The sequence below is a fragment of the Cribrihabitans pelagius genome, from assembly GCF_048820915.1.
Taxonomy (GTDB): Bacteria; Pseudomonadota; Alphaproteobacteria; order Rhodobacterales; family Rhodobacteraceae; genus Cribrihabitans_A; species Cribrihabitans_A pelagius.
This window is the reverse complement of record NZ_JBMERR010000006.1, coordinates 61,510-74,295: the sequence shown is the minus strand read 5'-3', so window position 1 is coordinate 74,295 and position 12,786 is coordinate 61,510. Positions and strand designations below refer to the sequence as shown.

Genomic DNA, 12,786 nt, shown 5'->3' with positions numbered 1-12,786 from the left:
GTAGAAACGCATCCCGGGTTCGCACAATTCGGAAGTGCCGAGGGCGCCCCTCAGGATTCCTTGCGCCCCGCCGGATCAGAGTACGCCGAGCACGTGCCACCACAGGAAATCCAGCGGCACCAGCACCAGAAGGCTTACTGCAAACAGCACCAGGCACAGCCGGATCACTGCCCGGGCCGGAATGCCGCCGGCCTGGATCGCGGCCACCAGGGGCGGCGCCTGGAACGGCAGGAAGACATTGGAGAAGGCGAGCACCTGGGTCATCAGCACGGTCTCAAGCGGCAGCCCGGTGGCCTGGGCCAGGTCGGCACCCAGCGGTGTCATCACCGCGGGCACACCAGGCAGGTTGGTGGCCATTGCGACCAGCGTCGACAGGCCGGTCAGCACCGCGAGGTTGCGGAGGGGCGCGTCCGGTGAGAAGCCGGCGTAGCCGCCCGCAGCCGCGACCAGCGCCTCCCCCAGCCCGGCCGAGGCAATCACCGCGCCCAGCCCCATGATGCCCGCGACAAACAGCAGCGCGCCATAGCTGAGGTCGGTGTTGATCGCCCCGCGCCCGGTCAGCCCGGCGCGCGGCCACAGGCAGGCCAGCGCCGCTGCCAGCCCGATCCAGGCGGGCGAGATGCCGTGCAGCTGGTCGCTCAGCCAGAGCGCCAGGCACAGGCCGAGGATCGCCATCAGGTGCCATTGCGGCAGGGTTACGGGCTCGGGCGCTTCGGGGCGCGCCACGCCCCTTTGCGGCAGGCGGTCGGGGAACATCACCAGCACCAGCCCGGCGATCAGCGCCGATTTCAGCAGGCCGAGTACCGGGAAATGCAGCTTCAGATATGTCCAATAGGAGATTTCCAGCCCGTAGAGCGTCTCGCTCATCCCGGCCAGGATCATGTTCGGCGCATTGGCGGGCAGGATGGTGAAGGCGGGCGCGAAGGTGGCAAAGGCCGCCGCCGTCAGCATTCCGGTGCGCCCCTTGGCACCGGGCGCAAACCCAAGCCGCCCGGCCAGGGCCGAGATCACCGGCATCAGGATCATGATGCGGCCGATCGAGGAGGGCACGAGGAAAGCCAGCGCCATGCTGCAGCCAGTGATGCCCGCGATCAGCATCGGGTAGGTCTTGAACGGCAGCCGCGTCAAAAGCACCGCGGCACGCTGGTCCAGGCCCGTGTGCTTGATTGCCGCGCCCAGAACCAGCCCGCTGAACAGCAGCCAGAAGGTGGAGGAATGAAAGCCCGAGAAAATCACTTCGGCCGGGGCCGCGGCGGTGGCAACGGCGGCGAGGAAGAAGGCCAGGGCAGTCCAGTACTCCGGTACCGCCGCGCTGGCCCAAAGCCCGAGGCAGCCAGCGGAAAGCGCTGCGGCCAGCGCCATGCCCGGCGGCAGGTAGGCGGCGGCCAGCGCTCCGGCGGCGGCGGCGGCGATGGCGGAGCCGGCCAGCCCCGCGAAGGTTCTGCTGCGCACGTATTTGCGCAGCGCGGCGGCGAAGGGGTTGAGCGGCGGCGGCGGGGCGCTGGTCTGGGTCTGGTCTGTCATGGCGGCCTGTACTTCCCGGCTGAGTGCAACTGTCTCAGGGTTTATGGGTGCGCAGGCGGCGCCAAATCCAATCGTTTTATCGGAGCCGGGGGCTCACGGTTTTTGAGGGGGGCCGCCAGCGGGCGGAAAAAGCCCCGCGGGCAAGGCCATTGAGCCTGCGCTGCCGGCGGCGCGCAGGTCTCCTGCCCAGTGCGGCATGCGCCGGGGGCTCAGGCCGGGAGCCCGGTTCCCGCGCGAACAGAGCGCACGCGGTCCGACAGCCAGTCGAGGTCGGGGTCGGCAATGCCAAGGCTGCGCAGATGCGCGGCGGTGTTCCAGAGGTAGTCGCAGTTCGGCCCCTTCTCGCCCTCGGCCGTGGCGATGATCCGGGCCTGTTCGTCCCGCTCGAAGCCGCAATACTGCGGGTGTTCGCGGTTTACCACATAGGTCATCGCTGCCACCTCCCGCCCGTCGCGCAAGGCGAGCCGGGTGGTGATCTCGCGGTAGGCCGGATTGAACAGCTCCCGCGCGCGCAGATCCTTCAGCACGGCATCCTCCTGACCCTGAGGGACCGCCAGTGCGACCCCGTGGCAGGCCTCCGCCGGCGCCTCGTCCAGCGCCAGCACCAGGCCCGGATGTTCGCTGGTGCCGCGGTAGCGCAGCGAGCACAGGCAGAAGCGGCGCTTCCAGCCGTCCAGCCGCGCGGGCACCTGTTCGGCAGGCTCGAAACCCGGGTTCCAGATCAGCGAGCCGTACCCGAAGACCCAAAGTTGTTCCGGCAGTTGTTCCGGCAGTTGGTCCGGCATGCAGAGGCTCCTTCCGATTGACAGAAAATGCAGGCCGCCGATGCGCGGGGGAGGGCGCTCCGGCGGCCTGCCGGGCAGGGATCAGGGCTCGATGGCCTGATAGGCCTGCACCAGGCTGGTGTAGGGCGGCAGGAACATTGCCTTCACATCGCCGTCCGCGCGCACCGTGTCCTTCACGTCGAAGTGCAGATGCACCGGCAGCTCCGACAGCCAGCTGTTGGAGACCTTGCCGATACGGCCGCCCTTGGAGACGCGGTCCATCGGTTCCACCTGCAGGCTCTCCATGTCGAGATGCACATAGCGGTAGAGCGTGCCCGCGGGCGACTGGATGGTGACGGCAAAGCGGCCGACCTGAGCCACCACGCCATCTTCCGCGGCGACGGCCCAATGCATTCCGGCCTCGCATGTTGCGGGACGGATGTCCTGGCCCTGGTGGCCGCCAGAGGCGCAGAGCGGCAGGTCGGCGCGGCGGAACTCGCAGAAATTGTCGCGCCAGGGGTAGGAGTAGTTTACCGGATCGCATTCGCTGCCGCCGCCGCCCTTGAAACCGCCGGGCGCATAGGCATGGGAATTGGCATAGGCCGGGCCGCTTTCCAGCGGGAAGCGCATGTCCGGGAAGAACACCCTGGTACTGGTCACGCCGGCGCCGGTGTTCGCGATCAGGTCGCCAGGCTCCAGGAACCTTGCGTGTTCGTCCGCCTGTGCCGCGTGCCCCAGAACCAGAGCCGCCGCCAAAACATATGTCCGGATCATTCTGCCGCTCCTTTTGCTGCGATCAGGCTGTCCGCCAGCGAGGTGAGATACGCGGGCTCGATGCAGCGGGGGTCCTTGGTGGGCTGGTCGCAGGTGATCCGCAGCGTGTAGAACGCGCCGAAACGGGCGAGGCTGTAGTCCGCGCCGTCGCCTGTCGACTCATAGGCGCCGGTTTCATGGTGCACTTTCAATTCGCCCGCGGCGTCCAGCACCGAATGCGCGCCCAGCACGCTGACCTGCGCGCCCTCCAGCGTGTAATAGGCCGCATAGGCGGTGCCCTGGCTGGCAAAAAGCGGCGCCGCGGCGCCGGCCTTGGCGCCAAGGATCAGCACCGGCAGCCGGGTCTCTGCCAGGCCCTGGGGCTTGGTGGCAGCAAAGGCTGCGAGGGTGGCTGCATCCTGCGCCTGGGCTTCCGCTGCGGCCTCGGCGGCGGCCGGCCAGTCGACGCGGGTGAACATCCGCTGGGGGCTGTCGACCGCGAGGCAGGGCGCGGCTGGCAGGAGCGCGAGCGCAAGACCCGCGAAAAGATGATTGCAGTTCATGTCCGGTACTCTCTGTTGAAGGAACAGCCGCGCGGGCAGGCGCCTGGCGCGGCTGTGTCAGCGCCCCGCGTTCAGGCGGTTTCCAGCGCCCGCTTGCGCAATCCCGGCGCGGGTTGGCGCTTGCTTCTGGCGTGCAGCCGGGTCATCTGGCCGATGATGTTGCGGCGGTGCATTTCCTCGGTGCCGCCGACGCTGCAGAAGGCCAGCGCGTCGCGCAGGAAGGTCGACACCTCGCCCTCGTGATAACCCCTGCTGCCATAGAGCTTGAGCAGGTCCACCGCGCCTTCGGTGATCGCCTCCGCCCCGGCCAGCTTGGCGATGGAGCAGGACATCGCCGCTTCGGGCGCGCCGGACAGCAGCTGGTGCAGCGCGCCATAGGCTGTCCATTTCGCGGTTTCCGCCGCGATCCGCAGGTCGGTGAGCTTCTTCTGCACGTATTGATGCTCGATCACCGGCACCCCGAAGGTCTGCCGCTCGCGCGCGTAGTCCATCGCCGCCGCCAGCATCGGCTCCACCAGCCAGGCCGCGGCCAGGCCATAGTACAGCCGGCCGAGAGAGACGAAGCTCACGAGGTTGCGCAAGCCCTCGCCGGGGGTGCCAAGCAGGTTACCGTAGTGCAGCGGCACATTGTCGAAATGCATCGGTCCGGTCGGAAGGTCGAGGTTGCCCAGCTTGCGGTCCGGCGGCCCGGTGTGCAGCCCCTCGCTGCCGGCGTCCAGCAGCACCAAGGAGGTGCCGTCGCGGTCATGCCCGGCCAGTTTGCAGACCACCAGCGTAAAGCTGGCCACCGGCGCATGGGCGATGTTGTATTTGGCACCGTTCAGCACGAAGGTCTCGTTCGGGCCGGGGCTCAGCACCGAGGAGGTCGCCCGCACGTCGGTGCCGGTGTCGGGGTCGGCGATGGCGGTGGCGCTCAGTTCGCCGCGCAGGATGCGGCCCAGGTAATCGTGCTTCTGCGCCGGGCTGCCGAACAGGTCCAGCGCCCGCACCATACCGGCCTGCGCGATCACCGACAGCAGCAGCCCCGGCGTGCGGATGCCCGAAGCCAGCCCCTCCAGCGCCGCGGTGAAATCCCACCAGCCGGTGCCGCGGCCGCCGTACTCCTCCGGCACGATCATCTGCCACAGCCCGGCGCTGGCCAGCTGGTCCCAGGTGCGCTGGTCGAAGGCCCGCCGCCCCAGGCGCAGCTCGTCTTGGTCGATGCGGCTCGCGATCGAGGCATACTCGGCCCGGATCGCCGCCTGCGGGCCGCTCCATTGCAGATCCATCATGCTGCTCCTTCTGCGGTGAATTGCATTCCGGGCACCTCAGGCACCTTCCTGGAAGGCGGCGACCGCGGCCTTGAAGGCGTCCGGCACCGGGTAGGTGGACTGTTTGCCGTAGTCGAACATCACATGCACCGAGCCGGCCTGCGCCACGATGCGCCCGCCGGCGTCGCCGAGCCGCATTTCATGCGACATCTCGAAGCTCTTGCCGCCGAACTTGGTGACCCGGCTCAGCACCACCAGCCTCTCGCCGTACATCGCCTGAGAGACGTAATCGCAGGAGGTCTTCACCATGATATGCGGCAGCTTCTGCGACTTTGGCAGCTCGAGCAGGCCGTGCATGTATTCGAGATAGGCCGACTGCATGTAGTCGTAATAGACCGGGCTGCTGACGTGGCCCATGGAGTCGGTGTCGCGGTAGCGGATGTCGATCGGCGTCTCAAAAGCGCGTTGGGTCATGGAATTCACTCCTGTTGGCTGGAAAGGTTATTGCGCGGGCTGCCGGGCGGGCGCGGCGCGGGCGGCGGCGGGCTGGCGGCAGGGGCCGTGGATGGTGAAGCCCATCGGCACCGGGCCAAAGCTGCGCAGAATAGCAAGGCCGTATCGCTTCGCCGCGCAGAGCGTGGTGATGCAGCCGTCGGCGCGGCCTTCGGCGCAGTCAGCCGCCGCCAGCACGTTGCTGGCGGCATAGATCCGCTGCATCGCCGGGGGCAGCAGCTTCTCCGGCGCGGGGTGGGTGGCGCAGAGCGCCGGCATCTCCCCGGTCGAGGACGCCAGCACCATGTTGTCGGTGTTCATGATGAAGACGTCGATCAGGCGGAGATTGCCGAGGTGCTCGTAGATGATCGAATGCAGCTGCGGGTAGGCGACCACGCTCAGCAGCACCGAGCGCGGCCGCCCCGCCACCGCGCTGGCCGCCTGTTCCATCGAACGGTGCAGGCAGATTCCGGCATTCGGGCATTTGCGCCCGGCCCAGGCCAAAGCGGCCTTTTCGCAATTCGTGCCGGACGGGCCCAGAGTGTGAATGCGCTCCACCCATTCATATTCTGCTCCGGATGGAATCTCGCCACTATAGGCAGGTGTTTCAATTTGAGCATTCATGGGGTTTTCGGCCCTCCAAGAGGCGTAAAGAGAGAAACGGTAATTCGGGAGCATGGAAACTGCCGGAGTGCCCCGCCGAATTGAAAGGCAGTGCCGGTTTGCGGACTATTTTGCGTTTTGATTTTTGGCCGGTCTCCGGTGATTTCGAATCCGGGTCTCGGGGATCATGGAAGCCGAGCGGGGGTTTATTAACAATTCAAAAAACCTGATGGCTGCCCTCGGGAACGGTGAAGGGGCCCATTGCAAATGCGGGCTGTCCGGCAGGTGCAACTGAAAAGGCACCGCAGCCATTGCGGTGCCTCCAGCGCGGTCTGGCCGCGGGAGCGGGCCGGGAGGCTCCGCTCAGGCCGCCCGGGCGCCGCGGCCGCGGCCGCCGAAGAGATCCAGGCAGCGCTCGAACCAATGCTGCACCGGGTCCGCCGCATCGAGCAGCGGCGCGGGGCAGCAGACATGGTACCATTGCAGGGTGCCGAACAGGATATAGTCTGCAAACAAGGGTTTATCACCGCCCAGCCACTCCTGCCCCGCCAGCAGATCGCGGACCGGCGCCAGTTGCCCGGGCACACTGTCCAGGGCGCGGCCGCGGCCTTCGTGCACTTCTTCCAGGGTCTTGCCGAAACGCTGCTCCCGGGCCTTTCGGAAATAGGCGCGGTCGGCCTCGCCCATCAGCCCGTGCATGTCCATCGCCGCTGCCGCTGACAGCGGCGGGTGCAGCATCGTCTTGCAGTAGCTTTCCACGAAGCGCGACAATCGAACAGCGCCGCCGCCTTCGAAAAGACTGGGGGCGGCGGAATACTGCCGCTCCAGATAACCGGCAATTTCGAAACTGTCCCCCAGCACTGTCCCATTGTCGTTCAGCACCGGAACGCTGGTGAAACGGCTGCCCTCGATTTCACGAATGGAGGCAAAGGAGATCGGCTCCAGCCTGTAATCAAGCTGCTTGTGCTCCAGCGCCATGATTATTTTCCAAACATGCGGCGAGTAATGTTCACCGCCCGCGCCGCAGAGGCTGTAGAGAATTCGGGTCATCCATTTCTCCATGACTAAAAATAACGTCAGGGTGCAATATTTACCGAATGTTGCAATAGGTGTATTGAAAGGAAAATGCTCATTTACGGCGGCTTTACGGAAAACGGCGGGGCGCGGCAGCGCCGCACCCCGTGCATCCGGCCTTCAGCCGCCCCGGACCGGGCCCGCTTCGGGCAGGCAATGAGGCTCAGGCGGCCTGTTCCGCGCCTGCCGCACCGGCGCCCGGGCGCGCGGCAAGAATGGCGCGGACCGCGGCAATCACCGGATCCTGCTGGCGGCAGGTGAGATGCGCAAACAGCACACGGGCTGACTGGCGCAGTTCGCGCAGCAGCACGAGGCCGCCGTCAGCGGTCTGGGCCGCGTCCCTGCCGCTGTGTACCAGGCCGACGCCGGCACCGCTGGCGATCAGCGTGCGGGTGACCATTTCATCATCGACATGGATGATGCGCCTGGGGTTCAGCCCGTGGCTCTCCAAGAGCTCCCGCGCCAGCCGCCCGCAGCAGGAGGAACTGGCGGGGAAGATCCAGGGCAGATCCTCCAGCGCGGCCCAGTCGGTCTCCTCCCCGGCGGGCAGCAGGCCTGCCGGCGCGGCCAGGTAGACGCAGAAGCTGGAGATTTCCAGCGTCGAGAAACCGCTCAGATCCTCGCCCGTTTCGGTGAAGAACCCGGCGTCGATTGTGCCCCGGCGAATCCCCTCCAGCACATCGGAGGAGCTTTGGTTCTGCAGCTCCACCTTCACGTCGGGAAATTGCCGCGACATCGCGGTCAGCAGGCTGCTCACCACTTCGGTGCCCGAATGCCGCCCGGCCCCCAGGCAAAGCTGCCCCGCCAGGCAGCCGCGCAAACGGGAGGCTTCCTCGAGAAACCGCTGGTGCTTGTCCAGCAGCTGGCGCGCCTCGCTCAGCAGGCGCTGGCCGTTTTCGGTCACTGTCATGCCGCGGGGGGTGCGCTGGAACAGGGTGAGGCCCAGGGTTTCTTCCATGCATTTGATATGGGCGCTGACGGCGGGCTGGCTGCGGAACAGAAGCTCCGAGGCCCGCGTGATGCTGCCTTCGCGCGCGACGGTCACGAATGTCTTGAGTTGCTGAATGTCCATCCTTACCCCTTCGAACATTCTGAAGCCTTGCCGGTCCGGCGGCAGTCCTCAGATTGAAAATCAAGCGTCCCGGCCGATGGCGAAGGCTGTGGCTGCGGGCGTTGCTGCGAGGGTCTCCCGCCCCTCATCTTAGGGTTGTATTTGGGAAGGTGCGGATTTCCAAGGGCTTATCCTTGTGCCGCGGGATTTTGGCACAGGTCCGCCGGCCAGTGGCTGTTCCCTGGGCGGTTCGCGCGGAAAACGGGCTGTGCGGTCCTAGCTGTCCTGCGAGGCGGGCGAGATGAAACCGCGCACCGGGTAGGTGCGGCCAAAGGCGCCGGGGTGGCTTTCCACCCGCACCGCGGACCAGTCGTTGCCTTTGGAGACGTCGATCACCGCCATCCCGAGCGACACCCGGTTGCGGTGCCAGTTGGCGTGGTCGATCAGGATCTTGCGCGGCTCCAGCACGCGCGAGACTACTGCGACATGGCCGAGCGGCAGCGACGGCGTGGCGCGGAAGGCCATCACCGCGCCGACCGTGGGCGCCTGCCGTTTGGCAAAGCCGTCATGGGCCTGCTGCCACCAGGTCTTGGCGTTGCCGTAGATGCTTATGCCGCTGGCGTTGCGGGCAAAGGGCACGCACCACACCCGGTGGCCGCGGGCGCGCAGGGTCTTGGCCTCGGCGACGGCAAAGGCCACCCGCTCCGGGTCAAGCTGGCGGCGGCTGACGCTGTCGGCCTGCGGGCTGCAAGCGGTGAGAAAAATCCCGCCCGCCGCCAGCAGCGGCAACAGGCGCAACGGCACGCGGACGGGCGCTTCAGGCATGTGGTCCCTCGGTCTGTTGGTAATTTTTTAACCAAGTGGATACTGAACACGGTCCGCTTTGGCGAGCCGCTTGGCGGAACCGGGTCGCCGCAGAGCTGCGGGCCGGCAAGAAACCGCCAGTTGCGCGGAAGATTTGCCTGTACTCTGCCGCAGGCCTTCGGGTTTTCCGGTTTCAACCACAGTTTCCGGGCTGTTCTGGCGATTTAAGTCATGTTTACGTCAGCGTTACGCCGGCATTTCGGCGTGGTTGCTCCGTGGTTTTCCTGATATCACCGGCCAGGAGGCCACCCCCGCAACAGACAGGACGGACGCCATGACCAAGACCCCCAAGGACGAGCGGCCCGCGCTTTCGGGCACACCGATTGTTTCCTCGGACCATCTCGCCGGAAGTGACACCGGCTGGCAGTTCAGCGAGCTCGAATATGCAATGACGATGACTTACAACGCATTTTCGCGCTGGATGATGCATTGCATGAAAGCGGTGGGATACAAGGACTTCAATCCGCTCGATATTCTGGTGCTGCACAACGTGAACCACCGCAGCAAGGAAAAACGGCTGAGTGACATCGCCTTCATGCTCAACATCGAAGACACTCACACGGTGAACTACTCGCTGAAGAAGCTGGCCAAGGCCGAACTGGTGGAAAGCCGCAAGGTCGGCAAGGAGATGTTCTATTCCACTTCGGAGCGCGGCAAGGAGGTGTGCGCTGCCTACCGCGATATCCGCAAGACTTGCCTCCTGGAATCGGCCGAGGCGACCGACCGCGATTATCACGAGATCCGCCACGTGGCGCGGGTGCTGCGCAGCATTTCTGGTCTGTACGATCAAGCGTCCCGCTCGGCGGCGTCGCTGTAGCGGCGGCGGGCCTTACCCGGCGCGAGGGTGCTGCTCCGGTTGCGGCGGGGACTTGGGCGGCCGGTGAGCCGCCCTGCGGGAGGCGTCAGCCGCGCAGGGCTTGAAACTCGTTCACACCGTCTTGCCCCATGCCGGGATTCGCACAATGAGCGCCGGGGTGCGTCTTCGCCGGATACTGCGGGATCGGGATGCGGTCACAGGTGCGGCGGCGCTCCAGTCGGCTTGGCACCAACGCGCCAGGGAGCGCGCTTCGCGACACAATCGGCGAGCGGCGGAGACTGCCGCGTGTTGCGGCGCGGTGAAGACCCGGCCGGTCTCTGCCTCCTCCACTCTTCGCGCCCAGGTGCATCACTGCCATCCGGCCGACGACATGCTCCACCACTGGGAGGTTGCGGCTGACAAAGACTATGGTCAGCAGACGCCCGCGCTTCAGCTCCAACAGCAGTTGGATGATCTGCGCTGGCACCGGCACATCCAGCGCCGAGGCGGGCTCGTTGCGGATCAGAACCCGTGGCTGCAGGATCAGCGCGATACCGATCATGGTGCGCTGGCGCTGGCCGCCGGAGAAGGCATACGGGTACCTCCCCAGCCGCGCCTCCGGATTGGATTGGCCGGCGCGGTCCAGCATGGTGATCGCCCGTCCTTCGGCCTCGGCCCGGTTCAAGGCTTCGCTGCGCATCACACCCTCGGTCCGCCGGCGGCTGACTGTGAGTGTGGGGTTGAGCGCGCTGGCGGCGATCAGCTGCAGCGGCGTGCCGCCTCTCGATCATGATGGAGCCGGAAGGATTCTGCCCCAGCTGCACCGCCGAGAGAGACACCTAGGGCAGCAATACCAAGGGCAGCAACGCGTGGCACTAAATCACCACCGCTTCGGCAGCCCTTTGGCGCGGGCGGCGGGGATGCAGCCGCCCGCGGGCACGCCGATCACGCCGGAGCGGGTGCTGCGCATCAGCCTGGGGATCGCGTAGCCGCTCAGCACGATCACCGGCAGGATGCAGCCCCGCCAGCTCTCGGCGCCGGAAGCCGGCACCCAGCCTTCCGAACAGCATACCGGCCCGTGGCGTCATCGAAGCCATGTTCAGAGGCCCGACACACGTCCGATCGAAGCCCTGCCGAAACATTGAAGATAACGCTTGCCCAACAGAGGGTATCCACACTCGTCATGGCCTTTAAGATGCCGTTGGTGGGGGTAAACGTAAACGCGATGCCGCCGAAAAAGCAACTTGATGTTGCGGCGGCCGTCAGCGATTTCCTGGAGTCGGATCAACCCCTGCATCAGGCCGGTGACTCTTGCGCCTCCAATCTGAAGAAATCCAGAAAACCCTGGGCGGCGGCGATGTCGCCCTCGGCGCGGACCACGCCTTGGGAGACCAGCTGCGGCAGAGGGGCGGCGCCGTAGACCGCTGCCGCCAGCGCGTTGCCGGTGCCTGACAGCCCGAACTGAGCCTTTGGCGAGGCGACCGCTGTGGTTTGCAGTCGGCCGTCTGACAGCCGTATCTCAAAGGTTTCGCTGCCGAAATCGAAGCCGGCCACTGCCTCGTGCCCGTCGGCCCGGTCCCGCACCAAGCCCACCCCCATCGAGATTAATAGTGCCGAGGGGCTGATGAAGCGGGAGGGATCATGGCCCGGCATCGTCAGGGCCCAGCGGCACAGCGCCTCCAGCACCGGCAGCAGCCCGCGGCCCGTGTCGGTCAGCGCGTAAATTCCAAGCCGTCCCTCATGAGCCACCACACGCGCCGCCGTCAGCTGCTCCAGCCGCCCCGAGAGCACGCTGGCAGTGATGCCCGGCAGCCCCTTGCGGATCATCTGAAACCGCTTTGGGGCGAACATCAGCTCGCGCACGACAAGCAGCGACCAGCGGTCGCCGATCAGGTTCAATGCATGCGCTGCCAGACAGCCTTCGTCATAGCGGATACGCGGGGATCTGCCCTGTTTAGTCATTAACTCATACTATCAGTTGTTTTTTGCTACTGCAATTGACACGATTGGCGCGGGAGCGGGATTCGCTCCTCAGTAGAAGGAAATTTAAAATGACCTACTACACCGGCTCGGTTGCAGCGGTCCCGACTGCGAACAAGAAGAGATATGCGGAACATGCGGCGGCCGCGTGGAAGCTGTTTGAAAGCTATGGCGCGACCCGCATGGTCGAGACCTGGGGTGTTGATGTGCCCAAGGGAAAGGTCACTGATTTCTACGGTGCCGTGAACGCGCAGGATGATGAAGCCATCGTGTTCTCGTGGATCGCCTGGCCTGACAGGGCCGCGGCGGATGCCGCGTGGAAGAAAATGGAAAGCGATTCCGCGATGAAGGCGCTGCCGGAAATGCCCTTTGACGGCAGCCGCATGATCTTTGGCGGTTTTTCACCGGTCTTCGAGCAGGGCGATCACACCGGCGGGCAATATTACCAGGGCTTCCTGCTGGCGGTGCCGGAGAAGGCCAAGGCGGCCTATATGGAGATGGCGGACGAGGGCTGGAAGATGTTCGAAAAGGGCGGTGCGCTCGGGCTGATTGAGACTTGGGGCGAGGACGTGCCGCACGGCAAAAAGACCGATTTCTACCGCGCAGCCAAGGCCGAAGAGGGCGAAGTGCCCGTGTTCAGCTGGTCTGCCTGGCCTGACCGCGCCACCTGCGACGCCGCGGCCAAGGCGATGGAGGCGGAGATGGGCAATATGGACATGTCCGCAATGCCCTTTGACGGCATGCGGATGATGTGGGCGGGCTTCGAGCCGCTGTTCGATTCGGGGGCGGCATCAGGGTCCTGATACGCGTCACCCTCGGCTGACTGCCCGAATTGTCCGCGGTCTCGCACGCGGCATGCGCGTGCGGCGGCTGCCGGAGGACGAAGGTGCCCTGGAAGGCTGCCCGGCCCTCACTTCCTGTGTGGAGCGGACTACCGGCCGGCCCGCGTTCGGAAAGGCGATGGCGGACCATATGGTTCATTGGCAGGCGGCCGTTGCCGCGCGCCGCTGCGGACCAGGCCTGACGCCCGGCCTGACGGAACCGGGCACAGTCAGGTTTATCGGTCCAGCCG

Annotated in this window: 15 protein-coding genes; 2 read left to right on the top strand and 13 right to left on the bottom strand. The window is 66.0% G+C overall.

Features of this window, described 5'->3' with window-relative positions; translation table 11 throughout:
• Positions 1-75 precede the first annotated feature (75 nt).
• The 10 genes from ACOHX0_RS07035 to ACOHX0_RS06990 form a co-directional block, all read right to left on the bottom strand.
• Positions 76-1,524 (bottom strand): SLC13 family permease, encoded by a 1,449-nt coding sequence (locus tag ACOHX0_RS07035; protein WP_420675974.1) that lies wholly within the window; start codon positions 1,522-1,524, stop codon positions 76-78.
• Positions 1,525-1,733: 209 nt separating this feature from the next.
• Complete coding sequence (locus tag ACOHX0_RS07030; RefSeq protein WP_420675973.1) at positions 1,734-2,309, bottom strand: gamma-glutamylcyclotransferase; 576 nt, start codon at positions 2,307-2,309, stop codon at positions 1,734-1,736.
• An 81-nt stretch (positions 2,310-2,390) separates the two neighbouring features.
• Positions 2,391-3,062: a M23 family metallopeptidase gene (locus ACOHX0_RS07025; protein WP_420675972.1), complete on the bottom strand. Its 672-nt coding sequence runs from the start codon at positions 3,060-3,062 to the stop codon at positions 2,391-2,393.
• On the bottom strand, positions 3,059-3,604 hold the full coding sequence (locus ACOHX0_RS07020; RefSeq protein WP_420675971.1) for a hypothetical protein: 546 nt from the start codon (positions 3,602-3,604) through the stop codon (positions 3,059-3,061). Before ACOHX0_RS07020 ends, ACOHX0_RS07025 begins: the two co-directional genes overlap by 4 nt.
• A gap of 71 nt (positions 3,605-3,675) precedes the next feature.
• The gene (locus ACOHX0_RS07015) at positions 3,676-4,875 is read right to left on the bottom strand and encodes an acyl-CoA dehydrogenase family protein (RefSeq protein WP_420675970.1); all 1,200 of its coding nucleotides are present in this window, start codon (positions 4,873-4,875) and stop codon (positions 3,676-3,678) included.
• Between the two features lie 36 nt (positions 4,876-4,911).
• The gene (locus ACOHX0_RS07010; protein WP_420675969.1) at positions 4,912-5,328 is read right to left on the bottom strand and encodes an acyl-CoA thioesterase; all 417 of its coding nucleotides are present in this window, start codon (positions 5,326-5,328) and stop codon (positions 4,912-4,914) included.
• A 27-nt stretch (positions 5,329-5,355) separates the two neighbouring features.
• Positions 5,356-5,970, bottom strand: a complete 615-nt coding sequence (locus tag ACOHX0_RS07005) for a prephenate dehydratase (protein ID WP_420675968.1) — start codon at positions 5,968-5,970, stop codon at positions 5,356-5,358.
• 342 nt (positions 5,971-6,312) lie between these two features.
• Positions 6,313-6,999: a glutathione S-transferase family protein gene (locus tag ACOHX0_RS07000; protein WP_420675967.1), complete on the bottom strand. Its 687-nt coding sequence runs from the start codon at positions 6,997-6,999 to the stop codon at positions 6,313-6,315.
• 187 nt (positions 7,000-7,186) lie between these two features.
• Positions 7,187-8,095, bottom strand: coding sequence for a LysR family transcriptional regulator (locus ACOHX0_RS06995; protein ID WP_420675966.1), 909 nt, complete (start codon positions 8,093-8,095; stop codon positions 7,187-7,189).
• A 255-nt stretch (positions 8,096-8,350) separates the two neighbouring features.
• The gene (locus ACOHX0_RS06990; RefSeq protein WP_420675965.1) at positions 8,351-8,899 is read right to left on the bottom strand and encodes a CHAP domain-containing protein; all 549 of its coding nucleotides are present in this window, start codon (positions 8,897-8,899) and stop codon (positions 8,351-8,353) included.
• A gap of 313 nt (positions 8,900-9,212) precedes the next feature.
• Between ACOHX0_RS06990 and ACOHX0_RS06985 the strand changes: the two genes are divergently transcribed.
• Positions 9,213-9,755, top strand: coding sequence for a winged helix DNA-binding protein (locus tag ACOHX0_RS06985; RefSeq protein ID WP_420675964.1), 543 nt, complete (start codon positions 9,213-9,215; stop codon positions 9,753-9,755).
• Between the two features lie 85 nt (positions 9,756-9,840).
• Here ACOHX0_RS06985 and ACOHX0_RS06980 read toward each other — a convergent pair whose 3' ends face one another.
• From ACOHX0_RS06980 to ACOHX0_RS06970, 3 genes are all read right to left on the bottom strand, one after another.
• Positions 9,841-10,494, bottom strand: a complete 654-nt coding sequence (locus ACOHX0_RS06980; protein WP_420676096.1) for an ATP-binding cassette domain-containing protein — start codon at positions 10,492-10,494, stop codon at positions 9,841-9,843.
• A 120-nt stretch (positions 10,495-10,614) separates the two neighbouring features.
• Complete coding sequence (locus ACOHX0_RS06975) at positions 10,615-10,785, bottom strand: hypothetical protein (RefSeq protein WP_420675963.1); 171 nt, start codon at positions 10,783-10,785, stop codon at positions 10,615-10,617.
• Positions 10,786-11,030: 245 nt separating this feature from the next.
• Entirely contained in the window at positions 11,031-11,696 is a 666-nt protein-coding gene (locus ACOHX0_RS06970; protein ID WP_420675962.1) for a winged helix-turn-helix transcriptional regulator, read from the bottom strand.
• Between the two features lie 89 nt (positions 11,697-11,785).
• Here ACOHX0_RS06970 and ACOHX0_RS06965 point away from each other — a divergent pair, with 89 nt between their 5' ends.
• Positions 11,786-12,517 (top strand): DUF1428 domain-containing protein, encoded by a 732-nt coding sequence (locus ACOHX0_RS06965; protein ID WP_420675961.1) that lies wholly within the window; start codon positions 11,786-11,788, stop codon positions 12,515-12,517.
• The last annotated feature ends 269 nt before the right edge of the window (positions 12,518-12,786 follow it).